The organism is Paracoccus sp. (in: a-proteobacteria) (assembly GCF_030536915.1).
In the GTDB taxonomy this organism is placed as follows: domain Bacteria; phylum Pseudomonadota; class Alphaproteobacteria; order Rhodobacterales; family Rhodobacteraceae; genus Paracoccus.
In genome coordinates this window covers 46,930-72,064 of record NZ_JAUNPC010000003.1, presented here as the reverse complement: position 1 = coordinate 72,064, position 25,135 = coordinate 46,930, and the positions used below count along the sequence as shown (strand labels likewise).

Genomic DNA, 25,135 nt, shown 5'->3' with positions numbered 1-25,135 from the left:
TGCCAGACCTGCGAGCGGCGCGACATCGATTTCGGCGGCTGCCGCTGTCAGGCGATGGCGATCGCGGGAAACGCGCGGGCGACCGATCCGGTCTGCCGCCGCTCGCCCTTCCGCGCAAAGCTGGACGCGCTGATCGAGGCCGAGACGAGCGCCCCGCCGCCTGCCTTCGAATACCGCCGGATGCCGCGCTAACGGCTGCGGCGGGTGGCCGCCAGCAGGCGGGCATGGCCGAGGGTGAACAGCCCGAATGCCGCGATCCATGACAGGCCCGACAGCATGACAAGGGCATCGTAGGCTGCAAAATCCGCCGCTGCCCGTGCCACCGTCGCCAGCATGATGGCGACGAAGCTGAGGGTGGCGGTCAGGTCGGCGTCAGTATCAGCGCCTGTGTGGCTGCGGCTGGCGCGGGTCATCACGGCCAGCATCTCGCCCCCGATGGCGCCGATGGCAAGGACGTGCAGCGCGGCGGCATGGCTCATCCAGCCCATGGCTGTTGCGGCAATGGCGGCGAATCCCAGCGCGACCATTAGGTAGCCGCCGTGCAGCGCCAGCACCATCGGTTCGGCGACGTGCCAGCCCCGCCAGCGGAGAAGCCGCATGAGGTTCAGGGCGGCGGCAGCAAGGGCTGCCAGCATGAGGACCTGGTTTTCAGGCCAGCCAACCCACAGGACCAATGCCGCCAGCGACACCACAATTGTCAGTTCATCGAAGCGGTCGGCAGGCGCAGGCCGTGCCGCGCGCTTCATGCGTGCGAGCCAATTGCGGGTGAAGCTGGGCGTGATCCGCCCGCCAACGATCAGGATCAGGGCGATGAAGCCCGCGACCGCCGCCCGTGCGGCGGTCCTCGGGTCGCCGCCACCAAGCACCGCCGCGTGAAAGCCGATGTTGGCAAGAGCGATCAATCCCACCAGCCCCACGATCTTGAGGTCGCGCCATTTGCAGCCCGCGACGATCTCTCTCAGGAACACCGCCGCCATGACCGGCAGGAACAGCGCCTCGACCGTAACCGCGAGCCACAGCGCATTCAGCGGAAAGGTCAGCATCAGCCTTCCCGCCAGCCACAGCGCCGCCAGCGCCATCAGCGGCGGGCCCGACACCGGCATCCGCCCCGTCCAGTTCGGCACCGCCGTCATCAGGTATCCCGCCAGCACCGCCGAGGCGAAGCCGAAGAGCATCTCGTGCATGTGCCAGTTCGCGGCGCCATAGGCTCCGCCCGGTTCCGCAAGCCCGGCAAGGGTCGCGACCCACAGCGCCATCGCCGCGACTGCCCACAGCCCGGCCCCGAGAAAGAACGGCCGGAACCCGTAGGAGAACAGCACCGGCCCGGTGTCGGCCAATCCTCGCGGGATGCCGCCCGGCCGGCGCGGGGGTGATTTCGTCGCCATGATCCGCTTGTCCGTGATTGTCGGCAGGCACCATCGGCTTGTGGTGACAGCGGCACAAGCCGCTCAGCCAGCGCCCTGCGCCCGCCGCATCTGCCATTGCCGGCGCAGGAAGGCCGCGATGAAACCCGCCGTCAGGACAAGGATGATCGTGGGCGCGGGCGCGCTGTCGAGGAAGAAGCTGGCGTAGACCCCGGCCAGCATTCCCCCCGTGCAGACCCCGACCGCCACCACCAGCATCTGCCCGAAGCTGCGGGCCAGCAGAAAGGCGGTGGCCCCCGGCGCGATCAGCAGACCGACGGCGAGGATCAACCCGGTCGCCGTCAGCGTCGCCACGATGGTCAGCGACAGGATCGTGAGCAACCCGTAGTGCAGCAGCCCGACTCTCAGCCCCGAGGCCCTCGCCTGCGCCGGGTCGAAGGCGTGCAGCATCAGGTCCTTCCACTTCAGCGCCAGCGCCGCCGTGACGAAGACCGAGATCAGCCCCGCCGTCCACAGGTCGCCCGGCTGCACCCCCAGCATGTTGCCGAACAGGATATGATCCAGATGCACGTCCGAGGTGATCGCCGTGTAAAGCACGATCCCCAGTCCGAACATGCCGGAAAAGACGACGCCCATCACCGTGTCCTGCTTCACCCGGCTGTTCTCGGCCAGGTAGCCGGTCGCCACCGAGGTCAGCATCCCCGCCGCGAAGGCGCCCAAGATCAGCGACAGGCCGAGGACATAGGCCAGCACGATCCCCGGCAGCACCGCATGGCTGACGGCATCCCCCATCAGCGCCCAGCCCTTCAGCACCAGAAAGCAGGACAGCAGCGCCGTCGGGACCGAGACGATCAGCGCGATGAGAAAGGCGTTCTGCATGAAGCCGAACTGGAAGGGGGAAAGCAGCGTCTCGATCACGATGCAGCCCTTGCGCGGGCGCGGGCAGCCAGCAGCCCGTGCTTGGGCGCCCAGATGAAGGCCGAAAGGAACACCAGCGTCTGCAGGCAGACGATGATCCCTCCCGTCGCGCCGTCGAGGAAATAGCTGAGATAGGCCCCGACGAAGCTCGTGACCGTGCCGATGGCGACCGACAGCGCGATCAGGCGCGGGAAGCGGTCGGTGAGCAGATAGGCGGTGGCGCCGGGCGTCACCACCATCGCGATGACAAGGAACGCGCCCACCGTCTGCATCGCCGCCACCACGCAGGCCGACAGCAGCACGAAGAACACGCCCTTCAGCAGCCGCGGGCGCAAGCCGATCGTCCTTGCGTGCGATTCGTCGAAGAAGACCACCATCAGGTCCTTCCACTTCGCCAGCAGCACGGCGAGCGAGACGAAGCCGATTATGGCAAGTTGTGCCGTGTCTGCAGGCGTGATCGCCAGGATGTTGCCCATGGTGATCGTCTGGACCGAGATCGCGACCGGGTTCAGCGAGACCATGAACAGCCCCAGCCCGAAAAAGCCGGTGAAGATCAGGCCGATCACTACATCGGGTTTCAGCCCCGAGCGGTCCGACAGGAACAGCATCGCCGCCGCCGCCAGCCCGCCCGAGATGAAGGCCCCCAGAGCGAAGGGCAGCCCCAGCATATAGGCTCCGGCGACCCCCGGCACGACGGAATGGGACAGCGCGTCCCCGATCAGCGACCAGCCTTTCAGGATCAGGTAGGCCGACAGGAAGGCACAGACGCCGCCCACCAGCGCCGAGACCCACATGGCATTGGTCATGTAGCCGTAGGTGAAGGGTTCCAGCAGGATCATGCGTCGGCCCCCGGATCGCGGGTGCGGGTGCGGTTGCCGTAGCGCACCAAGGGGCGTTCGTCGTCGGACAGGATGGTGACGTGGCGCGGGTCGTCGTCGTCATGCAGCACGTCACCGCCCAAGGTGAAGTGCCGCAGCACGCCGCCGAAGGCGAGTTCCAGGTTCTCGCGCGTGAAGGTCGTCTCGGTCGGGCCATGGGCCAGTACGGTGCCCTTGACCAGCACCACCCGGTCGCAGAACTCGGGCACCGACCCGAGGTTGTGGGTGGAGACCAGCATCACCCGGCCCTCGTCCCGCAGCTCTCCCAGAAGCTGGATGATGCGGTCCTCGGTGCCCACGTCCACGCCGGTGAAGGGCTCGTCCAGCAGGATCACCCGGCCGTCCTGGGCGATGGCGCGGGCAAGGAAGACGCGCTTTCGCTGCCCGCCCGAAAGCTCTCCGATCTGGCGGTGGCGCAGGTCGGCCATGCCGACGCGGGCCAGCGCCGCATCCACCGCGGCACGGTCCCTGGCCGAGGGGCGGCGCAGGAAGCCCATATGGCCGTATCGGCCCATCATCACCACGTCCTCGACCAGCACGGGGAAGGTCCAGTCCACCTCCTCGGCCTGCGGGACATAGGCGACGAGATTGCGGCGCAGCGCCTGCCCGACGCCCATCCCCAGCAGCCGGATCTCGCCCGCGGCGACGGGGACGAAGCCCATGATCGCCTTGAACAGCGTGGACTTGCCCGCGCCGTTCACGCCGACCAGCGCCGTGACCGTGCCCTGCGGGATCTCGAACGAGGCATGGCGCAGCGCCGTGTGGCCGTTGCGATAGGTCACCGTCAGGTCCTGCGCGACGATGCCGGGGTCTTCCGCAAGCGGGATCGAGGGCATCGGTCAGTCCTGTTCCGCGATCCCGGCCGCCAGCCCGTCCGCGATGGTCTGCGCCGTCACGCGCATCAGGTCCAGATAGCTCGGGACCGGGCCATCGGGTTCCGACAGGCTGTCCACATACAGCATACCGCCATAATGGGCGCCCGTCTCGCGCGCGACCTGCTGGGCCGGGGCCTGGCTGACGGTGCTTTCGCAGAAGACGGCGGGGATGTCGTTCTCGCGCACGCCGTCGATCACCTGCCGGACCTGACGGGGCGTCCCCATCTGGTCGGCGTTGATCGGCCAGAGATACAATTCCTTCATCCCGAAGTCCCGCGCGAGGTAGCTGAACGCCCCCTCGCAAGTCACGAGCCACCGTTGCGGTTCCGGGATCGCCGCGATCTGCGCCTTCAAGGGTTCCAGCGCGGCGGTCAGCTCGGCCTTGTAGCTTTCGGCATTGGCCGCATAGGTCGCGGCATTGGCCGGATCGACCTTCGCCATGGCGGCGGCGATGTTGTCCACGTAGATCAGCGCATTGCCCACGCTCATCCAGGCATGGGGGTTGGGCTTGCCCTCGTAGTCCCCGCCCGAGATCGGCATCGGCTCGATCCCCTCGCTGACCGTGGCCGAGGGCACGTCCTTCAGGTTCGACAGGAACTGCTCGAACCAGCGTTCGAGGTTCAGCCCGTTCCACAGGATCAGGTCGGCGTCCTGCGCCCCCACGATGTCCTGCGGCGTTGGCTCGTATCCATGCACCTCGGCGCCGGGCCGGGTGATCGAGACCACCTCGGCCGCCTCGCCCGCCACGTGGCGGGCCATGTCGGCGATGACGGTGAAGGTGGTGGCGACCTTCATCCGTTCCTGCGCCTGCGCCCCCCCTGCGGTCAGCGCCAGCGCCATCGTTGCAGCCAGAAGACGTTGGATGCCCGGGGCCATGTTCTCTCCTTCCGCTTCTGCGGCATGTAAATGCAACGCATTCGCATCTGTCAAGCGGGATGAGAGCCATTCTCATTTGTTGCCCGCCGCATCGGGCCGGGCTATCGTCGCCTCATCTGCAGGAAGGGCGGCATGAGCGCGCATAATCCCGATTTTGCCCAGGCGCTGCGCGATGCGGGGCTTCGCGTGACGCAGCAGCGGATGGTGCTGCTGGCGATCCTGATGGATTCCGCCGACCACCCGAATGCCGACGAGCTGCTGGCGCGGGCGCGGGCGGTGGATGACTCGGTCTCGCTCGCCACCGTCTACCGCACGCTCTCGGCGCTGGAGGAGGCGGGGCTGATCCGCAAGCTGACGCTGGAAAGCGAGCCCTCGCGCTACGAGATCACGCCTGCGGCCGACCACGACCATGTGGTGGACATCGACACCGGCGAGGTGATCGAGATCGCCAGCGAGGAGATCGCCCGCCTGCGCCGCGAGATGCTGGAACGTCTGGGCTTCGAGATCGTCAGCCAGCACACCCTGATCCGCGCCCGGCGCATCAGGAAAAGCTGAACGTCTATTTCGGGGGGCTTCATCTTCATCGTGCGGATATCCTCGGGGATCGAGGTCTACGACGATGGGCAGACAACCCCCGATCCGGCGGTGCCGCAGACGCCACCGTCACCCCAGCGAGGCTGCCACTTCCCGCGCCTCGGGCCAGCCTGCCGCCTTGACGATCCCGCGCCGGGCCAGCGCCGCGCGGTTCGCGGGTTCGGTCAGCCGTAGGGTGAAGCTGATGCCCTCTATTCCGGTCAGCGCGATCCTCCGCCAGTCAAGGGGCGTCATGCCGTCACCGGCAGAGGGGCCGGAGGGAAGCCAGAGGGTCGGTCGGCTCATGTCCCTGAGGATCACCAGCCTGACGCCAGACCACAAGGAGGCACCGCAGGATGCCTTCTTCTCGACGCAAGGCGATCTGCCGGCAGGCTGCTCACGAACTGCCGCCGGTCGGAGGCCGGATAGCCGGGAAGGGCGGACGCCTCGCCACGCGCGCTGGCCCGTGCCACACTGGACCGTGGCACGCGTGGCTTCCCTGGCCGCACGGCACCTCGTGACCGGAGGCGACATGGACCGCCGCAGCTTCCTTGCCCTGACCTTGCCCGCGGCGCTGGCCGCGATGCCCGCCGTGGCACAGGCCCCGCCCTTCACCCTGCAGGCGGTCGCCCGGTTCGACCGCCCCTGGGCCATTGGCGTCCTGCCGGGCGGCTGGATGCTGGTGACGGAAAAGCCCGGCCGCATCTTCCTTGTCAGCCAGCGCGGCGAGAAGGTTCCGGTGGCGAATGTCCCGCGCGTGCTTGCATCCGGCCAGAACGGGCTCTTGGATATTGCGGCAAGTCCCGATTTCAACCGCTCGGGCCGCATCTTCTTCACCTATGTCGAGCCTGCGCAGGGCGGCCGGCTGGTGCTGGCCCGCGCGACGCTGGCGGTTTCCGGCAACCGCGCGGCGCTGGCCGATCTCGGCGCGCTCTGGCGGCAGGCGCCTGCGGGCGGTGGGGGCCAGCCCGGCGGCGTCATCGCCTTCGACCCGCAGGGACAGCACCTGTTCCTGACCGTGGGCGACCGGATGCAGCCGGCCGGCGCACAGGACCCGGATCAGGGCCGTGGCAAGATCCTGCGGCTGAACCTGGACGGCTCGACGCCCCGGGACAACCCTTGGGCGCGGCAGGGCGGCGTCCGGGGGCAGACATGGACCACGGGGCACCGCAATCCCTATGGCCTCGCCTTCGCGCCCGATGGGCGGCTCTGGTCGCACGAGATGGGGCCTCGGGGCGGGGACGAGCTGAACCTGATCCGCCCCGGCGCGAATTACGGCTGGCCGGTGGTGTCGAACGGCAGCCAGTATGACGGGCAACCGATCCCCGGCCATGCGACGCGGCCCGAGTTCGCGGGGCCGTCCCTATCCTGGACGCCCGTGATCTCGCCAGCGGGTCTTGTCTTCTATCAGGGCGCGCTGTTTCCGCGCTGGACCGGCTCGGCACTGATCGGCGCGCTGTCCGGGCAAGCATTGCTGCGGGTTGCCGTCACCCGCGACAGACGCGCGGCCGAGGCGGAACGCTGGAACCTGGGCGCCCGCATCCGCGACGTGGCGGTGTCCCCGGATGGCGCGGTCTGGCTGATCGAGGACGGCCGCGGCGCGCGGCTGCTGCGGCTGACGCCTTAGGCGGGCGGCGCGGTCGAGGCGCGCAGCACCAGTTCCGGCACCAGCACCTCGCGGGCGGCGATCGGCTCTCCGTTGATCCGGCGGATCAGGTTGCGGGCGGCGCTGCGGCCGAGGTCGCGCTTGGGCTGGCGGATGGTGGTGAGGGGCGTTGGCAGGTGGGCCACCCACTCGATCCCGTCGAAGCCGACCACCGACACGTCGCGCGGCACGTCGATGCCGTGGCGCTGCACCTCGCCCATGAAGCCCGCCGCCGATTCGTCGCTGAAGGCGACGATGGCCGTGGGACGCAGGGCAGGCGGCTCGGCCAGCCAGACCTGCGCCGCCCGCGTTCCCGACTGCAGCGAGAAGTCCCCCGGATAGCCTTGCGGCACCGTCTCCAGCACGCGGGCCAGTCCCTCCAGCCGCGCCTTGTGCAGCACATTCGCAGGTGGCCCGCCGATCCAGCCGATGCGGCTGTGCCCAAGCTCGCGCAGGTGCCGGGCGGCGAGTTCCGTCCCCAGCGCGTTGTCCAGCACGACGCAGGGGACCGCGCTGCCCTCGATCCATTCGCAGGCCATGACCAGCGGCGGCGCCTGCGGCAGCGCGGCAAGGTCCGCCTGCGTCACCTGCCCGTCCAGCAGGATGATCCCGTCGGCCCGCGAGGGGTCGAGGAAGCGGTCCAGCGCCCGGTGCCGCCCGCCTTCGTCCGTCGTGTCGCCCACCAGCAGGTCGAATCCCGCCGCGTTCAACTCCTGCCCCATCCCCGACAGGATCTTGGCGAAGAACGGATTGCCGAGGTTCGGGACCAGCGCCACCACCGCGCCCGTCCGCTGCTTGCGCAGGTTCCGCGCGGCCTGGTTCATCCGATAGCCGGTGGCGGCGACGGCCTGCATCACCGCCTCGCGCATGGCGGGCGACACGAGTTCCGGCCGCGACAATACCCGGCTGACCGTCGCGGGCGAGACTCCGGCCCGGCGGGCCACGTCGGTCAGGCGGACCTGAGAGGGCGCATCATGTGTCATGAGCGCAGGCTAGGGCCTGTTCACCATGCCTCGCAAGTCCATCAGATAGTTCTTGAAAACGATTTCATCCCGTGCTTGCCTTTCCCTCGGGTGGAGGAGGAAGAATGCGGATGATCAAGGGCCCCGGCCTGTTTCTGGCGCAATTCGTGTCGGATCAGGCCCCCTTCAACGACTGGCGGTCCATCACTGCCTGGACGGCTTCGCTGGGCTACAAGGGGGTGCAGGTGCCCTCGGGCGATACGCGGCTGTTCGACCTGGACCGGGCGGTAGCCTCGCAGGACTGGCGCGACGAGTTCCTGGGGATCGCCCGCGAGAACGGCGTCGAGGTGACCGAGTTGTCCTGCCACACGCAGGGCCAGCTTGTCGCCGTCCATCCGGCCTATGACGCCGCCTTCGACGCCTTTGCGCCCAAGGAGCTGCGCGGCAACCCCAGGGCGCGGCAGGAATGGGCCGTCGATCAGGTCGGCAGGACCATCCGCGCCAGCCGCCTGCTGGGGCTGGACGCAATGGCGACCTTCTCGGGCGCTTTGGCCTGGCCGTATGTCTATCCGTGGCCGCAGCGGGCGCCGGGGCTGGTGGAAACCGCCTTCGACACGCTGGCCGACCGCTGGCGGCCCCTGCTGGACATGGCCGAGGAAAACGGCGTCGATGTCTGCTATGAGATCCATCCGGGCGAGGACCTGCATGACGGCGTCACCTTCGAGATGTTCCTCGATCGCGTGGGCCAGCACCGCCGAGCGAACATGCTCTATGACCCGTCTCATTACGTGCTGCAGCAGCTCGACTACCTGCAGAACATCGACATCTACCACGACCGCATCCGCATGTTCCATGTGAAGGACGCCGAGTTCCGCCCCACCGGCCGGCAGGGCGTCTATGGCGGCTATCAGCCCTGGGTGGACCGCGCAGGCCGCTTCCGCAGCCTCGGTGACGGGCAGGTGGACTTCGCACAGGTGTTTTCCAAGCTCGCGCAGTACGATTTTGCCGGCTGGGCGGTGGTCGAATGGGAATGCGCGCTGAAGCATCCCGAAGACGGTGCGCGGGAAGGGGCCGAGTTCGTCCGCCGCCACATCATCCGCACCACGCCACAGGCTTTCGACGACTTCGCCGCGCAGGGGACGGACCGTCCAGCCATTGCCGCCGCATTGGGACTGTCATGAGCCAGCCGATCCGCCTCGGCATGGTCGGCGGCGGCGAGGGCGCCTTCATCGGCGCCATCCACCGCATCGCCGCGCGGATGGACGGGCAGTTCCGGCTGTTGGCCGGGACGCTGTCATCCGATCCCGCGCGGGCCAAGGCTTCGGCGCGGGCGCTTGGGGTGGAACGCAGCTATGCCGATTTCCGGCGGATGGCGGCCGAGGAGGCCGCGCACCCCGACGGGATCGAGGCGGTCGCCATCGTCACGCCCAACCACCTGCACGCGGCGGTGGCCGTGGCCTTCCTCGACGCAGGCATTCATGTCATCTGCGACAAGCCCTTGGCCGCCACGCAGGATCAGGCGCGGCAGATCGCCGAGGCGGCGGCCCGCAGCCGGGCACGGTTCTTCCTGACCCACAACTACTGCGCCCATCCGATGGTGCGAGAGGCCCGCGCCATCGTGGCCGAAGGCGACATCGGCACGCTGCGGCTGGTGCAGGCCGAGTTCCTGCAGGGCTGGCTGTCCGAGGATGTGCGCTCGAAACAGGCCGACTGGCGCACCGATCCCGCGCAGGCGGGGGCGGGGGCGCTGGGCGACATCGGCACCCATGCCTGGCAGCTTGCGGCTTTCGTCACCGGGCAGGTGCCGGACAGCATCTCGGCCGACCTCTCCAGGATGGTGCCGGGTCGCCGCGTCGATGACGATGCGCGGGTGGCGCTGCGCTATGCCTCGGGCGCCAAGGGGGGCTTGTGGTGCAGCCAGGTCGCCGTGGGACAGGAGGGCGGGCTATCGCTGCGACTGTTCGGCACTGAGGCTTCGCTGGAATGGCGGCTGGACAACCCTGAGCGGCTGGTGATGACCACGGCGGATGGGGTCGCCCATGTGCTGACGCGGGCGCGGGACCGCTCGGGGTCGTCCCGCACGCCGCCGGGGCATCCAGAGGGCTATCTGGAGGCCTTTGCCAATCTTTATACCGACATCGCCGCCGTGATCCAGGGCGACGAGACGCATGGGGACCGCATTCCCGGCCTTGCGGACGGGCTGTCCGGCATGGCGTTCATTGCCGCCGCGCAGGAGTCGGCCGCACGGGACGGCGCATGGGTCAGGGTGCAGCCGTGACGCCGGTTCTTGTGCTTCAGGCCGTCACCAAGAGCTTCGGCCCTGTCGAGGTTCTGCATGGCGTCGATCTGGCCCTGAACGCGGGCGAGGTCCATGCGCTGATCGGCGAGAACGGCGCAGGCAAGTCCACGATCATGAAGATCCTCGGCGGCTTCCTTGCGCCGACTACGGGGCAGGTGCTGCTGGACGGCCAGCCCGCCCGCTTCCGCAGCGGACCCGAGGCCGAGGCGGCGGGGATCGTGGTGATCCACCAGGAGTTCAACCTCGTCCCCGATCTGTCAGTCGCCGCCAACATCTTCCTCGGCCGCGAGCTGACGCGCGGCGCAAGGCTGGATCACGCGGCCATGCGCGAGAGGGCGGCGGACCTGCTCAAGCGGCTGGACACCAGGATCAGCCCCGACGCGCCGATCCGCGCCCTGTCCGTGCCCGATCGGCAGATGGTCGAGATCGCCAAGGCGCTGTCGCGTCAGGCCCGCGTCCTCATCATGGACGAGCCCTCGGCCGCGCTGACCCACCGAGAGGTGGACGCGCTTTATACCCAAGTCGACCGGCTGCGGGCGGAAGGCGTGGCGCTGATGTTCTGCTCGCACCGGCTGGACGAGGTCGCGCGGCTGGCCGACCGCATCACGGTCCTGCGCGACGGCCATGTGGTGCGCCGGGCGCTGCGGGGCGAACTGACCGAGGAGGGCATGGCCAGTGCCATGGTCGGGCGGGAACTCTCCGATATCTTCCCGCCCAAGGACACGGCACCGGGCGAGGAACTGCTGCGGGTGGAGCGCCTGTCCGTTCCCGGCAATGTCGCGGTCCATGACGTCAGCCTGACCCTGTGCCGGGGCGAGGTGCTGGGGATCGCGGGTCTTGTCGGTTCCGGTCGCACCGAACTGGCCGAGGGCATCGCCGGGCTGCGCGCCTCGACGGGCAGGGTCCATGTCATGGGCCGACCCGTCGCCATCCGCCATCCACAGGACGTCACGGCAGCGGGCATTGCCTATCTGACCGAGGACCGGAAGGAAGCCGGGCTGCTGCTCGACAAGCCTTTGACCGAGAACCTGACGCTTGCGGCGCTGGGCCGCTTCGGCTTCCGCATCGACCGTAATCGCGAAGCACAAGCGATGGAGGACGCCACGCGCCGCTTCGACATCCGCGCGGCATCGGCCGCAATGCCCGCGGGGGCGCTGTCGGGCGGCAACCAGCAGAAGCTGCTGCTGGCCAAGACCATGCTGACCGAGCCTGACATCGTCATCATCGACGAACCCACCCGTGGCATCGACGTCGGCACCAAGCAGCAGATCTATCGCTTCGTCCGCGAACTCGCGCTGGCTGGCAAGGGCGTCATCGTGATCTCGTCGGAACTGCCTGAGGTGATGGGCTTGGCCGACCGCGTGCTGGTCATGCGGCAGGGCCGCCTTGCCGGAGAAGTCGCGGGCGAGGCCATCACCGAGGAAAACATCGTTCGCCTCGCGATGGGCGTTGCCGGGGAACAGGCTGCATGAGACGCATCGACCTGCATGTCCTCGGGCCGCTGCTGGCGCTGGTTGCGCTGTTCATCCTCGGCGCGCTGCTGAACCCGGCCTTCCTCGCGCCCGCGAACCTGTCCAACGTGGCGGCGCGCTCGGCCTTCACCGGGCTGATCGCCATCGGCATGACCTTTGTGATCACGCAAGGGGGCCTAGACCTGTCGGTGGGGTCCATGGCGGCCTTTCTCGCCGGCATCGCGATCATGGCGATGAATGCGTTGGCCCCGATTACCGGGGCGAACTGGGGGACGGTGCTATTGGGGATGGGCGTGGCGCTGGGCGGGGGCATTCTGGCCGGGATGCTGAACGGCACGCTCGTCACCCGCTGGGGGATCGAGGCCTTCATCGTCACGCTGGGCACCATGGGCATCTTCCGCAGCCTCGTCACATGGCTTGCGGACGGGGGCACGCTCAGCCTCGGCTCGGACCTGAGGGCGCTGTACCGGCCTGTCTATTTCGGCGGCATCGGCTGGGTCACATGGCCCATCATCGTCTTCGCCATCGCCGCGGTCTTCGGCGAATGGACGATGCGCCACACCCGCTTCGGCCGCCATGTCGAGGCGATCGGCTCGAACGACCGCGTCGCCCGCTATTCCAACGTCAACGTGGAACGGGTCCGGCTGGCCACCTACGTCCTGCTGGGCGCGCTGGTCGGGCTGGCGACCATCCTCTACATCCCGCGCCTCGGCTCGGCCTCGGGATCCACCGGAACGCTGTGGGAGCTTGAGGCCATCGCCGCCGTCATCATCGGCGGCACCGCGCTGAAGGGCGGGCGGGGCCGGGTCTGGGGCACGGTAGTCGGCGTCCTGATCCTGTCCCTGATCGACAACATCCTGAATCTGGCGGACTTGGTCAGCCCCTATCTGAACGGGGCGATCCAGGGCGTCATCATCGTGCTCGCCGTCGTCTTGCAGCGGGAAAAACGGTCCGCTGAATAGCGGCCATCCTTGGGGAGGAAGAAATGATCCGTCGCAATCTGCTGAAACTGCCGCTGGCGGCCGCGGCGCTGTCGCTGGCCACAGGCGCCGCCTTCGCGCAGGAGGCCGAGACACGGGTGATCGGCGTGTCGATCCCGTCCGCCACCCACGGCTTCATGGGCGGGCTGAACTGGCATGCGCAGGACACAATCAAACGTCTGGGAACGGTCTATCCGAACCTCGAATTCGTGCTGGCGACGGCAGGGGATGCCGCCAAGCAGGTGTCCGACATTGAGGACATGCTGGCCACCCGCAACATCGACGGGCTGGTGGTGCTGCCCTTCGAGTCCGAGCCGCTGACCGACCCCGTCAAGCAGGTGAAGGCCGCGGGCAGGTTCGTGACCGTGGTGGACCGGGGGTTGGCCGAGGAGGGGATCGAAGATCTGTATGTCGCCGGCGACAACACCGCCTTCGGCCGGGTCGCGGGCGAATATTTCCGCGACAACCTGCCGGCTGGCGCGAAGATCGTCGTGCTGCGCGGCATCCCGACCACGCTGGACAACGAGCGGGTCGAGGCCTTCCAGGCGGCGCTGGAGGGGTCCGACAAGGAAATCCTCGACATGCAGCACGGCAACTGGAACCGCGACGACGCCTTCAACGTGATGCAGGATTACCTGGCGAAGTATCCTAAAATCAACGCGGTCTGGGCGGCGGATGACGACATGGCCGTGGGCGTGCTGGAAGCCATCGCCCAGGCGGGCCGCGAGGACCAGATGGTCGTCGTCGGCGGCGCGGGCATGAAGGACATCGTCAAGCGCATCATGGACAAGGACCCGCAACTGCCGGTGAACGTGACCTATCCTCCAGCGCTGATCTCCTCCGCGATCGAGATGACGGCGCTGCATTTCGTGTCGAACGCGCCGATGGCGGGCCGCTACATCATCGGCAGCCAGCTCATCACGCCCGAGAACGCGGAACAGTTCTACTATCCCGACAGCCCGTTCTGACGCGCTAACCGCCCTTGCATCCCTGTTCGCAGGCGCCGAGAGCGGCCACGAACTGAAGCACCTGCGGGCCGATGCCTTCGACGATCACCCGGACGCCCTTGGCGTTCGGGTGGATGCCGTCCGGCTGCATCAGCGACAGCGGATCGCGGGCCGCGACGATGGGGTCCAGCATCGAGGGGACCAGCGGCACCTCGTAGGTCCGCGCAAGGTCGGTATAGACGCCGTTGAACGCCGCCTGGAACTCGGCCCCGTAATTCGCGGGCGCGCCGATGCCGATCAGCATCGCTGGAACCTCTGCCTTCTGCGCGGCGTCGAGGATGCCGGAAAGGTTCCTGCGGCTCACGGCCGGGTCGATCCCCCGCAGCAGGTCGTTGCCGCCCAGCGCCACGATCATGCCCCCCACCTCGGGCGTCAGCGTCCAGTCCACGCGGGACAGCCCGCCCGCCGTGGTGTCGCCCGACACGCCCGCGTTGACCAGCGTGACCTCGGCCCCGCGTTCCCGCAGCCAGTCCTGCAGTTGCGGGACCAGCCCGTCCTGTTGCGGCAGGCCGTAGCCCTGCGTCAGGCTGTCGCCCAGCGCGGCCACCGTCACCGGCTGGCCCCAGGCGGGCAGGGCAGACAGAAGCGTGATCCCGATCATGCGTGCAAGCATTGCAGTCCTCCGTTTCGCCCGGACATAATGTCCCCGCGAGGCGATGGCACCGGCACGGCGGTCACAACCTTGCACATTCGCCGCCCCAGCGCGGACCCCTGAATGGAGACGCGCGATGCCGGACCCCGTCCTGTCCCTCGATGATGTGCGCCTGACCCTGCGGTCGGGCGCCGGTCCGGTCGACATCCTGCACGGCATCACCCTTGCAGTGCAGCCGGGCGAGACGGTCGGGATGGTCGGGCCGTCCGGCTCGGGCAAGTCCTCGCTGCTGATGCTGATGGGCGGGCTGGAACAGGCGACGGGCGGGCGGGTCCGCGCCCTGGGCCACGACCTGACCGCGATGAACGAGGATGCGCTGGCCCGTTTCCGCCGCGACCACATGGGCATCGTCTTCCAGAGCTTCCACCTGATCCCGACCATGACCGCCCTGGAAAACGTGGCCGTCCCGCTTGAGCTTGCCCATGCGCCCGACGCGCTGGCGCGCGCGCGCGAGGGGCTTGCGGCCGTGGGGCTTGCCGGGCGCGCGCATCATTATCCGTCGCAGCTTTCGGGGGGCGAGCAGCAGCGGGTGGCGCTGGCCCGCGCCCTGGCCCCGCGACCCGCGATCCTGCTGGCGGACGAGCCGACCGGCAACCTCGACGAGACGACCGGCGCGCAGATCGCGGACCTGCTGTTCGGCATGGTGCGCGACAGCGGCACGACGCTGGTGATGGTGACGCACGCGCCGGAAATCGCTGCCCGCTGCGCCCGCATCATCCGCCTGCGCGATGGCCGGCTGGAGCAGGGGGCATGACCACCCTGCGCCTTGCCTGGACCCTCGCCCGCCGCGAGATGCGGGGCGGGCTTGCCGGCTTCCGCATCTTCCTGACCTGCCTTGCGCTGGCGGTGGCGGCGCTGGCGGCGGTCGGAACCGTGCGCGCCTCGATCGAGGCGGGGCTGGCGCGCAATGGCGCCGCGCTGCTGGGGGGCGATGCCGAGGTCGAGCTGACCTACCGCTTCGCCACCGACGCCGAACGCGCCGCGCTGGACCGGATCGCCTCGGCAGTGTCCGAGACGGCCGAGTTCCGGTCCATGGTCACCGTCCTGCGCGACGGGCAGAGCGAACGGGCGCTGACGCAGGTGAAGGCGGTGGACGACGCCTATCCGCTGGTCGGCACTGTCCGGCTGTCCCCGCCCATCCCATGGGACCAAGCGCTTTCGCCCGGCGGCACACCCGGCGCGGTGATGGAGCGGGTACTGGCCGAGCGGCTCGGCCTTTGCCCCGGCGACGGCTTTCGGCTGGGCGAGCAGGAGTTCACGCTGACCGCCATCCTTGACAGCTTTCCCGACAATGCGGGGGAAAGCCTCGCGCTTGGTCCCATCACCATTCTCCGCCGTGCGGATCTGGCGCAAAGCGGGCTGCTGGGGCCGGGGACGCTGTTCGAGGCGCAATACCGGCTGCTGCTGCCTGCCGGCACCGACCTCGGCACCGCGCGGGCGCAGGCGATGGCTGCGCTGGAGGGCGCAGGCGCCCGCTGGCGCGATGCGCGAGACGGGGCGCCGGGGCTTTCGGGCTTCGTGGACCGGCTGGGGGCCTTCCTGATCCTGATCGGTCTGTCGGGCCTTGCGGTCGGCGGGGTCGGCGTCTCGGCCGCCGTCCGCGCATGGCTGGACGCGAAGCTGCCGGTGATCGCCACGCTCAAGTCCCTGGGCGCCAGCCGCCGGGTGATCTTCCTCACCTACCTGATCCAGATCGGTTTGATGACCGCGCTCGGGATCATGCTGGGGCTGGCGCTGGGCGCCTTGCTGCCCTTGCTGCTGGCCCCGGTGATCGAAGCGCGCCTGCCGATGCCGGCAGCCTTCGGCGTCTTTCCCGGACCGCTGGCCGAGGCTGCGCTTTACGGCGCATTGGCCGCCCTTGCCTTTGCGCTGTGGCCGCTGGCCCTGGCGGCCGACACCCGCGCGGCAGTCCTGTTCCGCTCGGCCGTGGACGCGGGGCGCAGGGTGCCGCGACCCCGCTATCTGGCAATGATCGCCGTTCTTGCGGGTCTGTTCCTGCTGGCCGCGGCGGGTTTCTCGGGCAACTGGCGGCTGACGCTCTGGACCCTTGGCGGGGTTGCCGGGACCCTGGCGCTGCTGGCGGTTGTCGCGCTGCTGGCGGCGCCGCTGGCCGGCGGGCTGATGCCGCTTGCCCGCCGCCGCCCGGCCCTGCGGCTGGCGCTGGGGGCGCTCAGGACGCAGCGGGGGGATGCCACGGGCGTCGTGCTGTCGCTGGGCCTCGGCCTCGCGGTGCTGGCAGTGGTGGGCCAGATCGACGGCACCCTGCGCCGGGCAATCGAATCGGAAATGCCGGGCGTCGCGCCGTCCTTCTTCTTCGTCGACGTGCAGCCCGACCAGATCGGGGACTTCCTGGATCTTGCCCGCGGCAACCCCGCCGTCAGCCGCGTCGAGGCCGCGCCGATGCTGCGCGGCGTCGTCACCCGGATCAACGGCCGTCCGGCGGCCGAGGTGGCGGGCGATCACTGGGTCGTGCGGGGCGACCGCGGCCTGACCTATTCCGAAAGCCCGCCCTCGCGCACGACGATCACGGCGGGCGAATGGTGGCCCGCCGGTTACGACGGCCCGCCCCTGATCAGCTTTTCCGCCGAGGAGGCCGCCGAGATCGGCCTGTCGCTGGGCGACACCCTGACCGTCAGTGTCCTCGGCCGCGACATCACCGGCACCATCGCCTCGTTCCGGCAGGTGGAATTCAGGAACGCCGGCATCGGCTTCGTCATGTCGATGAACCCCGCCGCGCTGCAGGGCGCGCCGCATACCTGGATCGCCACCGTCTATGCCGGGCCGGAGGCCGAGACCGCCATCCTGCGCGAGATCGGCGACCGCTGGCCCAATGTCACCGCCATCCCCGTGGGCGAGGCCATCGAGCGGGTCGCGGACCTGCTGGCGGGCATCGGCGCGGCCGTGCGCTGGGGGGCAGCGGCCACGCTGGTCACGGGCTTTGCGGTGCTGGTCGGCACGGCGCTGGCCGCCGCCCGCGCCCGGCGATACGAAGCCGCGATCCTCAAGACCCTGGGCGCCAGCCGGGCGCTGATCCTGCGCAGCTTCGCGCTCAGGGCCGCGCTCTTGGGGCTGATCGCCGGCATCGCCGCGATCGCGGCCGGGGCCGTGGGTGGATGGGCGGTGGCGCGTTTCGTGCTGGACATCGACCATCGCGTGATCTGGTCCAGCGCCGTCATTCTGGTCGCCGGCGGCGTGATTGCGACGCTTGCGGCGGAACTGGCCTTCGCGCTGCGGGCGTTGACGGTCAGACCCGCCGCGATCCTGCGGTCCGAGTAACAGGCACGCGCGGCCCCCGCAGCCTGCAAGGAGGGCGTTCCCCTTTGCACTTCGATGATATGAACCACCCCGCCGGAATGATCCGCCCCCCTTCCATGGGCGTCTCGCCTGCGTTCCTGGCCGGGCGGCCGCTGCTGACGCTGGCCTTGGGCATCCTGCTGGTCAATGCCGCCGTGGTGCTGTGGCTGCTGTTTCTGGGCCGCGGCTTTCTGCCGCAAGACGTGCCGCTCGACTGGTGGAATCCCAGCACGGCCCTGTCCCACAACTCGCAGCATGTAGCCGACTTCTACTCGGCGCTGCACGCGATCTCGGGGGCGGCGCTGTTCTTCCTTGCACGGCGGCTGCGGCCCGGCTGGCGGGTCGGAACCCGCCTGCTGCTGGTGATCGCCTGCAGCGGCATATGGGAAATCGTCGAGAACACGCCCTGGGTCATCTCGCTGTTCAACGACCCCGCGGGGATTGATGTCTACGGGGGCGACAGCATCGTGAACGCGCTGAGCGACACGGGCTTTGTTGCCTTGGGCTTTCTGGCGGCGCATAATTTCCCCCGCTGGCTGGTCATCGCGGGTGGCGGGCTGGCCGAGATCGCCGTCGCCCTGATGATCCACGACGGATTTGTGCTTGGCACGGCCAGGATGATATTGCGCTGAGGGCCGATGGAATACCGCCGCGACCCGCGGCAGGAAGCGAGGGGACGTGAGGTCCAAGGGCGTCCGCAACGCACGTTTCGACGAACGGCGCGGCGAGCTGCTGGCGCGGCTGCGCGAACGCCTGCTGCTGCGCGACTCGGGCCGGCCCACCCTGCGCGAACTGGCGACGGCTGCAGGCTGCAGCGTGTCCACCCTGAACCATTACTTCGGCAAGCGCGACGACATCGTGGTGGCGGTCTTTGCCGATTCGGGCCGGCGCGGGCAGGGACAGTTCACGGCCACCCGGCAGGCGGGCCCCCAACTTGACGCCTCGGTCCGCGACGCGGCGGCCATGGCCTGGCGGGCGCTGACGCAACATGGGGTGGCGGATGCGCTGGCGATGGGCATGGTCGAGGGGATGCGGAACGATCTGCTCGGCCCCGCCTTCATCCACAGCATGTTCGAGCCTTTCGTCCTTGCCCTGACCGAGCGGCTGGATGCCCATGTCGCCCGCGGCCAGATGCGTCCGGTCGATACCCGCATGGCGGCGCTTGCGCTTGCCTCGCCCCTGCTGCTGGGGGCGCTGCACCAGGGGCAGCTTGGCGGCGCGCGGGACTATCCGCTGGACGGCGAGACGTTCCTGAACCATGTGGTGGAGGGTTTCCTGCGCGCCTATCGCGCAGGCTAGCCGGCGCTGGGGGACCATGAACGAGATCAAGGGCCGCAAGTCCGAGCATCTGGCGATCGTCGGCGCGGGAAAGGGCATCCAGCTTTCGCGCGCCAGCGGCTTCGACAACGTCCATTTCCTGCACGATGCCCTGCCGGAACTGGATTACGACGCCATCGACACCGGCACCGGCTTCCTGGGCCACCGGCTGTCCGCGCCGCTGATGGTGTCCGCCATGACCGGCGGCACCCCCGAGGCCGCCCGGATCAACCTGTCCATCGCCGAGGCTTGCGGCGCCCTTGGTCTGGCGCTTGCGGTCGGATCGCAGCGCATCGCCATCGAAGGCCGCGGAACGGGCGGGCTTGGCCCCGAGCTGCGCGCGCGGGCGCCGGATGTGCCGATCTTGGGCAATCTCGGGGCGGTGCAACTGCGGCGCGGGATGGGCGCGGACGAGGCGCGGCGGGCGGTCGAGATGCTGGAAGCCGACGCCCTGATGCTGCATCTCAACCCGCTGCAGGAGGCGATCCAGCCCGGCGGCGACCGGGACTTTTCGGACCTGCTGCCGCGGATCGAGGCGCTGGCCCGTGGCCTGCCGGTGCCCCTTGGCGTCAAGGAGGTCGGCGCGGGCCTGTCGGCCGATGTCGGGCGGCGGCTGATGGATGCGGGCGTCACGATCCTCGACGTGGCGGGGGTCGGCGGCACAAGCTGGGCGCGGGTCGAGGCCGAGCGCGGCGACGACCGCCTGCGCCGCATCGCCGCGCCCTTCTTCGACTGGGGCATCCCGACGGCCGGGGCGGTTTCCGCGATGGCCCCGGTCATGCGGCCGGGCACGGTGCTGATCGCCTCGGGCGGCATCCGCCACGGGTTGGACGTGGCCCGCGCGATCCGCCTAGGCGCGGCTCTGGCGGGACAGGCGGCAGGCGCGCTGCCCGCCGCGCAGCAGGGGGCCGAGGCGCTGGCCGCGCATCTGTCGGAGGCCGTCGAGCAGCTTCGCATCGCCATGTTCTGCACCGGCTCGCGCGATCTTGCCGCACTGCGCCACGCGCCCCTTGCGTGAGACCTGCGACAGGTGACTACTGGAAGCGGCGCGCGTGCTGCTATATCCTGGCACAAGCGTTACAGGATGAAGAAGGAAGAGCCGGCTTGCCCCAGGCGTTGCGACGACCCCTTGCCACCAGCCTCGTCAGCCTGACGCTTGCGGCGGGGGTGATCGGCGCGTGGCTGGCGCTGCACGTCTTCGCCGTCTGGCATCTGGATGCCCTGGCTCATCCGCTGCTGGCGATCCTGTGCCTGATCGGGCTGACCTGGCTTTCGGTGGGTCTGTTCATCGTCGCCCATGACGCCATGCACGGCGCGGTCGCGCCCGGCCACCCACGGCTCAACGCCGCTGTCGGCGGGCTGGCGCTGATGCTTTACGCCGGGTTTTCCTGGCGCAAGCTGATCGTCAAGCACATGGCCCACCACCGCCATGCGGGCACCGACGACGACCCCGATTTCGGCCACGGCGGCCCGGTCCGCTGGTATGCCGATTTCGTCCGCACCTATTTCGGCTGGCGCGAGTTCTGGGTGCTGGGCGGCTCGGTCATCCTCTACGCGCTGATCCTCGGCCCGCGCTGGCCCTATGTCGCCTTCTGGTCGGTGCCCTCGATCCTCGCGTCGATGCAGCTTTTCGTCTTCGGCACCTGGCTGCCGCATCGGCCCGGCCATGACAGGTTCCCCGACCGCCACAACGCGCGATCCACCCGCATCAGCGACCCGGTCTCGCTGCTGAGCTGCTTTCACTTCGGCGGCTATCACCACGAACACCACCTGCACCCGGCGGTGCCGTGGTGGCGGCTGCCCTCGACCCGGAAGGACGGGACATGAGCGTCCTCGGCCCGATCCTGATCGTCGTTCTGACCGTCGCGGTGATGGAGGGCGTGGCCTATTCCGTCCATCGCTGGATCATGCACGGTTCCTTGGGCTGGGGCTGGCACAAGTCCCATCACGAGGAAACCCACGGCCCCTTCGAGAAGAACGACCTTTACGCGGTGGTCTTCGCGGGCCTGTCGATCGTCCTGTTTGCGCTCGGCAGCCGTTGGTGGCCCTGGATGTGGTGGGTCGCCGTGGGGATGAGCGTCTATGGCGTGATCTATTTCGTCGTCCACGATGGCCTCGTGCATCAGCGCTGGCCCTTCCGCTATGTCCCCCGGCGCGGCTATTTCCGCAGGCTCTACCAGGCGCACCGGCTGCATCACGCGGTCGAGGGGCGGGACGACTGCGTGTCCTTCGGCTTTGTCTATGCGCCGCCGGTGGACGATCTCAAGGCGCGGCTGAAGACCTCGGGCGTGCTGGCGCGGCGGCAGTCGCAGCACCGGGACGCCTGGCGCCCGGATCGCGGCGAAGACTGAGCCTGCATGGCCCGGATCGCCTTCTGCCTTCCCGCCCTGCCAAGCCACGCCGCCGTTCATGGCGCGCTGGGCCGCAGGCTGGCGGCGCGGGGGCATGATTGCCGGATGGTGGGGGGCGAGGGGCTTGGCCCGCTGGCGGCGCGCGAGGGGCTCGGGTTTGACAGCCTCGGGTTCTGCGACCCCGACCTGCGCGGCGCGGGGCTGGTCCGCACCCTGCTGGCTACTGCTGCCGCCACCCGCAACTTCACCCGCCACGGCCCCGAGACGCTGGGGCGGCTTTCCCCCGACCTGGTCGTGGCCGATCAGGCCGAGCCGGGCGCCAGCCTTGCCGCCGAGGCAGCGGGCATCCCGCGCGTGACCCTCGCCTCGGCGCTGCCGCTGGACCGCGACGAGGCGATCCCGCCGCCCTTCGTGGACTGGCCCTTCCTTGCGGGCGAAGCGGGCCGCAAGCGCAACCGGGGCGGCTGGCGCGTGGCCGACGCGCTGATGGCGCTGCAGTCCCGCGCTTTGACCGCGGGCTGCCGCGCGCATGGCCTGCCGCTGCGGCGGCGCATCGACGAGTGGATCTCGCCCGACCTTGACCTGCGGCAACTGGTGCCCTCGCTGGATTTCCCCCATGCGGCGGGACCGGGCGCCCGGGCGGTCGGTCCGCTGCGGGACGATGCGGCAGGCGAGTTCGACATCGACACCGGCGGCCGGCCCTTGGTTTTCGCCTCGCTCGGCACGCTGCAAGGAAATCGGCAGGGACTCCTGTCCGCCATCGCCGGGGCGGCCGAGGACCTGGGTGTGTGCCTTGCGCTCGCCCATTGCGGCGGGCTGACCGGGACGCAGGCAGAAAGGCTGCCCGGCAACCCGCTGGTGCGCGCCTTCTTCCCGCAGCGGGCGGTGCTGGCCCGTGCGGATGCCTGCGTGACCCATGCCGGGCTGAACACGGTGCTGGACTGCGCGGCGGCCGGGGTGCCGATGGTCGCGATCCCGCTTGCCTTCGAGCAGCCCGCGACCGCCGCGCGCCTTGCCTTCCATGGCGCAGCCCGCGTCCTGCCCCCCCGCCGCGCCACCCGCGCCGCGATCCGGGATGCGCTGTCGGCGGTGTTGTCCGACCCGTCCCATCGCCTCGCCCTTGCCCGCCCTGCCGCCGAGATCCACGCGGCGGGTGGCGTGACCCGCGCCGCCGATCTGGTCGAGGCGCAGCTTCAGCGCAGGCTTGCCGCATGATGCCGGACCTGATCCTCGCCGGGGCGGGCCTTGCCAATGGACTGATCGCGCTTGCGGTGGCCGAGGCCCGGCCGGGCGCGCGCATCCTGATGCTCGACCGCGCGCCGGGTCCTTCGGATGCGCATACCTGGTCCTTCCACGACCCCGACCTGCGGCTGGCCTGGCACCGCCGCCTTTCCCCCGCGATCCGCTGCCGCTGGCCGGGACAGGAGGTCCGCTTTCCCGACCACGCCCGCACCCTGCGGGCGGGCTATGCCTCGCTTGACGGCGGGGGGCTGGCGCAGCTTCTGGCGGGAACGCCGGGCGTCACCCTACACTGGGGGGCCGGGATCACGGCGCTGGACGCCCATGGCGCGACCCTCGGGGCCGAGCGGATCGAGGCGCCCTGCGTGATCGACGGACGCGGGGCGCGGCCCTCGCGCCATCTTGTCACCGGCTACCAGAAATTCGTCGGCATTGAGTTCGAGATGGACGCCCCCCACGGCGTCGCGCGCCCGCTGATCATGGACGCGACGGTGCCGCAGCAGGACGGCTACCGCTTCGTCTACCTGCTGCCGTTTTCCCCCACGCGCCTGCTGATCGAGGACACCCGCTACAGCGATGGCGCGGCTCTGGACGAAACGCTGATCGGTGATGCCATTGCCGATTATGCCCGCCTGCAAGGCTGGAGCGGCCGCGAGGTCCGGCGCGAGCGCGGGGTCCTGCCCATCGCGATGGCCCATGACGCCGCTGCCTTCTGGGCCGAGGCGCAAGGCGGCGCGGTGCCGGTCGGCCTGCGGGCCGGGCTGTTCCACCCGGTCACCGGCTATTCCCTGCCGGTCGCCGCGCAGGTGGCGGATGTGGTCGCCGCCACGCGCCTGCTGACCACCTCCGCCGTCTTCGCCGCCGTCCGCGCCCATGCGCTTTCCCGCGCCAGCGAGGATCGATTCCTGCGCCTGCTGAACCGGATGCTGTTCAGGGGCTGCGCGCCCGAGCATCGCCACCGGGTCCTCTCGCGTTTCTACCGCCTGCCCGAGCCGCTGATCGAACGCTTCTACGCCGGGCGGCTGACCCGCATGGACCGGCTGCGGATCGTCACCGGCAAGCCGCCCATCCCCATCCGCGACGCGCTGCCCTGCCTGCGCGAAGCGCCGATGCTGAAGGAAACCTCGTGACCTCTCCTCGCACTGCCATTGTCATCGGCGCTGGCTTCGGCGGGCTGGCGCTCGCCATCCGCCTGCAATCGGCGGGCATCGCCACGACGCTGCTTGAGGGGCGCGACAAGCCCGGCGGCCGCGCCTATGTGTGGCGCGAGGAGGGCCATGTCTTCGACGCGGGGCCGACCGTCATCACCGACCCCGATTCCCTGCGCGAGCTTTGGGCGCTGACGGGGCAGGACATGGCCCGCGACGTGACCCTGCTGCCGGTCAACCCCTTCTACCGGCTGCTCTGGCCGGACGGGAAACGCTTTGACTACGTCAACGACGGCGATGCGCTGGAACGCGAGATCGCGGCGTTCAACCCCGCCGACCTGGAGGGCTACCGCCGGTTCCACGATTACGCGGAACAGGTCTATCAGGAGGGCTACCTGCGCCTCGGCACCGTGCCGTTCCTCAAGCTGGGCCAGATGCTTCAGGCCGCCCCCGCGCTGGTGAAGCTGGAGGCCTATCGTTCCGTCCACAGCGTCGTTGCGCGCTTCATCAAGGATCCGCATCTGCGGCAGGCGTTTTCCTTCCATACGCTGCTGGTGGGCGGCAACCCGTTCTCGACCAGTTCCATCTATGCGCTGATCCATGCGCTGGAACGGCGCGGGGGAGTCTGGTTCGCGCAGGGCGGCACCAACGCGCTGGTGTCCGGCATGGTCGCCCTGTTCGAGCGTCTGGGCGGCACGCTGCGCCTGAACGCAAAGGTGGCTCGGATCGAGACGGAAGGCGCGCGCGCCACCGGCGTGACGCTGGCAGACGGCACCCGGCTTGCGGCCGACATGGTCGCCAGCAATGCCGACGTGATGCACAGCTATCGCGATCTTCTGGGCGGCACCCGGCGGGGGCGGACCAAGGCCGCGCTGCTCAAGCGCCAGCGCTGGTCCATGTCGCTGTTCGTGATCCATTTCGGCCTGTCGCAGCGCCCTGAGGGGCTGGCGCATCACACCATCCTGTTCGGCCCCCGCTACCGCGAGCTGGTGAACGAGATCTTCCGCGGCCCGAACCTGGCCGAGGATTTCTCGCTCTACCTCCATTCTCCCAGCGTGACCGACGACAGCCTCGCGCCGCCGGGGATGTCCACGCATTACGTCCTCGCCCCGGTGCCGCATCTGGGCCGGGCCGCCGTGGACTGGGCCGCGGACGGAGAAGCCTATGCCGACCGCATCCTCGCCAGCGTCGAGGAGCGACTGATCCCGAACCTGCGGGCGAACCTGCGGGTGAGGCGCATCTTCTCGCCCGGCGATTTCGCGTCGGAACTGAACGCCCATCACGG

Annotated in this window: 25 protein-coding genes and 1 pseudogene; 18 read left to right on the top strand and 8 right to left on the bottom strand. The window is 69.6% G+C overall.

The features are described 5' to 3' along the window. Positions 1–192: pseudogene (locus Q4F04_RS01450) on the top strand (pyrroloquinoline quinone biosynthesis protein PqqE); the annotation flags it as partial. Here Q4F04_RS01450 and Q4F04_RS01445 read toward each other — a convergent pair. The 5 genes from Q4F04_RS01445 to Q4F04_RS01425 all read right to left on the bottom strand — a co-directional run bounded on the left by Q4F04_RS01445 (position 189) and on the right by Q4F04_RS01425 (position 4,911). Beyond that, complete coding sequence (locus tag Q4F04_RS01445; RefSeq protein ID WP_303368058.1) at positions 189–1,385, bottom strand: NnrS family protein; 1,197 nt, start codon at positions 1,383–1,385, stop codon at positions 189–191. The pseudogene Q4F04_RS01450 and the gene Q4F04_RS01445 sit on opposite strands and share 4 nt — an antisense overlap. A 63-nt stretch (positions 1,386–1,448) precedes the next feature. Next, complete coding sequence (locus tag Q4F04_RS01440) at positions 1,449–2,282, bottom strand: metal ABC transporter permease (protein ID WP_303368057.1); 834 nt, start codon at positions 2,280–2,282, stop codon at positions 1,449–1,451. Beyond that, positions 2,279–3,121 (bottom strand): metal ABC transporter permease, encoded by an 843-nt coding sequence (locus Q4F04_RS01435; RefSeq protein ID WP_303368056.1) that lies wholly within the window; start codon positions 3,119–3,121, stop codon positions 2,279–2,281. Before Q4F04_RS01435 ends, Q4F04_RS01440 begins: the two co-directional genes overlap by 4 nt. Beyond that, positions 3,118–3,996, bottom strand: a complete 879-nt coding sequence (locus Q4F04_RS01430) for a manganese/iron ABC transporter ATP-binding protein (protein WP_303368055.1) — start codon at positions 3,994–3,996, stop codon at positions 3,118–3,120. The genes Q4F04_RS01435 and Q4F04_RS01430 overlap by 4 nt, the downstream gene beginning before the upstream one ends. 3 nt (positions 3,997–3,999) lie before the next feature. Then, the gene (locus Q4F04_RS01425; RefSeq protein WP_303368054.1) at positions 4,000–4,911 is read right to left on the bottom strand and encodes a metal ABC transporter substrate-binding protein; all 912 of its coding nucleotides are present in this window, start codon (positions 4,909–4,911) and stop codon (positions 4,000–4,002) included. A 132-nt stretch (positions 4,912–5,043) separates the two neighbouring features. Between Q4F04_RS01425 and Q4F04_RS01420 the strand changes: the two genes are divergently transcribed. Continuing rightward, on the top strand, positions 5,044–5,466 hold the full coding sequence (locus Q4F04_RS01420; protein ID WP_303368053.1) for a Fur family transcriptional regulator: 423 nt from the start codon (positions 5,044–5,046) through the stop codon (positions 5,464–5,466). Positions 5,467–5,574: 108 nt separating this feature from the next. Here the strand turns inward: Q4F04_RS01420 and Q4F04_RS01415 are convergent, their stop codons facing one another. Beyond that, the gene (locus tag Q4F04_RS01415) at positions 5,575–5,790 is read right to left on the bottom strand and encodes a hypothetical protein (protein WP_303368052.1); all 216 of its coding nucleotides are present in this window, start codon (positions 5,788–5,790) and stop codon (positions 5,575–5,577) included. A 226-nt stretch (positions 5,791–6,016) separates the two neighbouring features. Here Q4F04_RS01415 and Q4F04_RS01410 point away from each other — a divergent pair, with 226 nt between their 5' ends. Then, the gene (locus tag Q4F04_RS01410; protein WP_303368051.1) at positions 6,017–7,111 is read left to right on the top strand and encodes a PQQ-dependent sugar dehydrogenase; all 1,095 of its coding nucleotides are present in this window, start codon (positions 6,017–6,019) and stop codon (positions 7,109–7,111) included. On the opposite strand, the gene Q4F04_RS01405 is transcribed toward Q4F04_RS01410, so the two are convergent. Beyond that, positions 7,108–8,112, bottom strand: a complete 1,005-nt coding sequence (locus Q4F04_RS01405) for a LacI family DNA-binding transcriptional regulator (RefSeq protein ID WP_303368050.1) — start codon at positions 8,110–8,112, stop codon at positions 7,108–7,110. The two genes, Q4F04_RS01410 and Q4F04_RS01405, sit on opposite strands and share 4 nt — an antisense overlap. A 104-nt stretch (positions 8,113–8,216) precedes the next feature. On the opposite strand from Q4F04_RS01405, the gene Q4F04_RS01400 reads away from it, so the two are divergent. Genes Q4F04_RS01400 through Q4F04_RS01380 form a run of 5 tightly spaced genes read left to right on the top strand, consistent with a single transcriptional unit; the run spans position 8,217 to position 13,810 of the window. Beyond that, a complete protein-coding gene (locus Q4F04_RS01400) occupies positions 8,217–9,272 on the top strand; it encodes a sugar phosphate isomerase/epimerase (RefSeq protein ID WP_303368049.1) in 1,056 nt (351 codons plus the stop codon). Beyond that, positions 9,269–10,369, top strand: a complete 1,101-nt coding sequence (locus tag Q4F04_RS01395; protein WP_303368048.1) for a Gfo/Idh/MocA family protein — start codon at positions 9,269–9,271, stop codon at positions 10,367–10,369. Before Q4F04_RS01400 ends, Q4F04_RS01395 begins: the two co-directional genes overlap by 4 nt. Further along, entirely contained in the window at positions 10,348–11,862 is a 1,515-nt protein-coding gene (locus tag Q4F04_RS01390; protein WP_303368047.1) for a sugar ABC transporter ATP-binding protein, read from the top strand. Before Q4F04_RS01395 ends, Q4F04_RS01390 begins: the two co-directional genes overlap by 22 nt. After that, on the top strand, positions 11,859–12,824 hold the full coding sequence (locus Q4F04_RS01385) for an ABC transporter permease (RefSeq protein WP_303368046.1): 966 nt from the start codon (positions 11,859–11,861) through the stop codon (positions 12,822–12,824). The genes Q4F04_RS01390 and Q4F04_RS01385 overlap by 4 nt, the downstream gene beginning before the upstream one ends. A 23-nt stretch (positions 12,825–12,847) precedes the next feature. Next, on the top strand, positions 12,848–13,810 hold the full coding sequence (locus tag Q4F04_RS01380; RefSeq protein ID WP_303368045.1) for an ABC transporter substrate-binding protein: 963 nt from the start codon (positions 12,848–12,850) through the stop codon (positions 13,808–13,810). A gap of 4 nt (positions 13,811–13,814) precedes the next feature. Here Q4F04_RS01380 and Q4F04_RS01375 read toward each other — a convergent pair whose 3' ends face one another. Further along, the gene (locus Q4F04_RS01375; protein ID WP_303368044.1) at positions 13,815–14,462 is read right to left on the bottom strand and encodes an arylesterase; all 648 of its coding nucleotides are present in this window, start codon (positions 14,460–14,462) and stop codon (positions 13,815–13,817) included. A gap of 115 nt (positions 14,463–14,577) precedes the next feature. Between Q4F04_RS01375 and Q4F04_RS01370 the strand changes: the two genes are divergently transcribed. The 10 genes from Q4F04_RS01370 to Q4F04_RS01325 form a co-directional block, all read left to right on the top strand. Further along, positions 14,578–15,255, top strand: a complete 678-nt coding sequence (locus Q4F04_RS01370; RefSeq protein ID WP_303368043.1) for an ABC transporter ATP-binding protein — start codon at positions 14,578–14,580, stop codon at positions 15,253–15,255. Then, positions 15,252–17,777 carry an ABC transporter permease gene (locus Q4F04_RS01365; RefSeq protein WP_303368042.1) on the top strand — a complete coding sequence of 842 codons (2,526 nt, stop codon included), beginning with the start codon at positions 15,252–15,254 and terminating at the stop codon, positions 17,775–17,777. Before Q4F04_RS01370 ends, Q4F04_RS01365 begins: the two co-directional genes overlap by 4 nt. 77 nt (positions 17,778–17,854) lie before the next feature. Next, positions 17,855–18,427, top strand: coding sequence for a DUF2585 family protein (locus tag Q4F04_RS01360; protein ID WP_303368041.1), 573 nt, complete (start codon positions 17,855–17,857; stop codon positions 18,425–18,427). A 46-nt stretch (positions 18,428–18,473) separates the two neighbouring features. Further along, positions 18,474–19,094: a TetR/AcrR family transcriptional regulator gene (locus Q4F04_RS01355; protein ID WP_303368040.1), complete on the top strand. Its 621-nt coding sequence runs from the start codon at positions 18,474–18,476 to the stop codon at positions 19,092–19,094. 16 nt (positions 19,095–19,110) lie between these two features. After that, positions 19,111–20,130 (top strand): type 2 isopentenyl-diphosphate Delta-isomerase, encoded by a 1,020-nt coding sequence (gene fni / locus Q4F04_RS01350; protein ID WP_303368039.1) that lies wholly within the window; start codon positions 19,111–19,113, stop codon positions 20,128–20,130. Positions 20,131–20,216: 86 nt separating this feature from the next. Next, on the top strand, positions 20,217–20,939 hold the full coding sequence (locus Q4F04_RS01345) for a fatty acid desaturase (protein WP_303368038.1): 723 nt from the start codon (positions 20,217–20,219) through the stop codon (positions 20,937–20,939). Further along, entirely contained in the window at positions 20,936–21,463 is a 528-nt protein-coding gene (locus Q4F04_RS01340; RefSeq protein ID WP_303368037.1) for a sterol desaturase family protein, read from the top strand. Before Q4F04_RS01345 ends, Q4F04_RS01340 begins: the two co-directional genes overlap by 4 nt. A 6-nt stretch (positions 21,464–21,469) precedes the next feature. Next, entirely contained in the window at positions 21,470–22,678 is a 1,209-nt protein-coding gene (locus tag Q4F04_RS01335) for a glycosyltransferase (RefSeq protein WP_303368036.1), read from the top strand. Next, positions 22,675–23,832, top strand: a complete 1,158-nt coding sequence (crtY, locus tag Q4F04_RS01330; RefSeq protein WP_303368035.1) for a lycopene beta-cyclase CrtY — start codon at positions 22,675–22,677, stop codon at positions 23,830–23,832. Before Q4F04_RS01335 ends, crtY begins: the two co-directional genes overlap by 4 nt. After that, positions 23,829–25,135 (top strand): phytoene desaturase (locus tag Q4F04_RS01325; protein ID WP_303368034.1); only part of this gene is annotated, 1,307 nt, incomplete at its 3' end. The genes crtY and Q4F04_RS01325, both read left to right, overlap by 4 nt.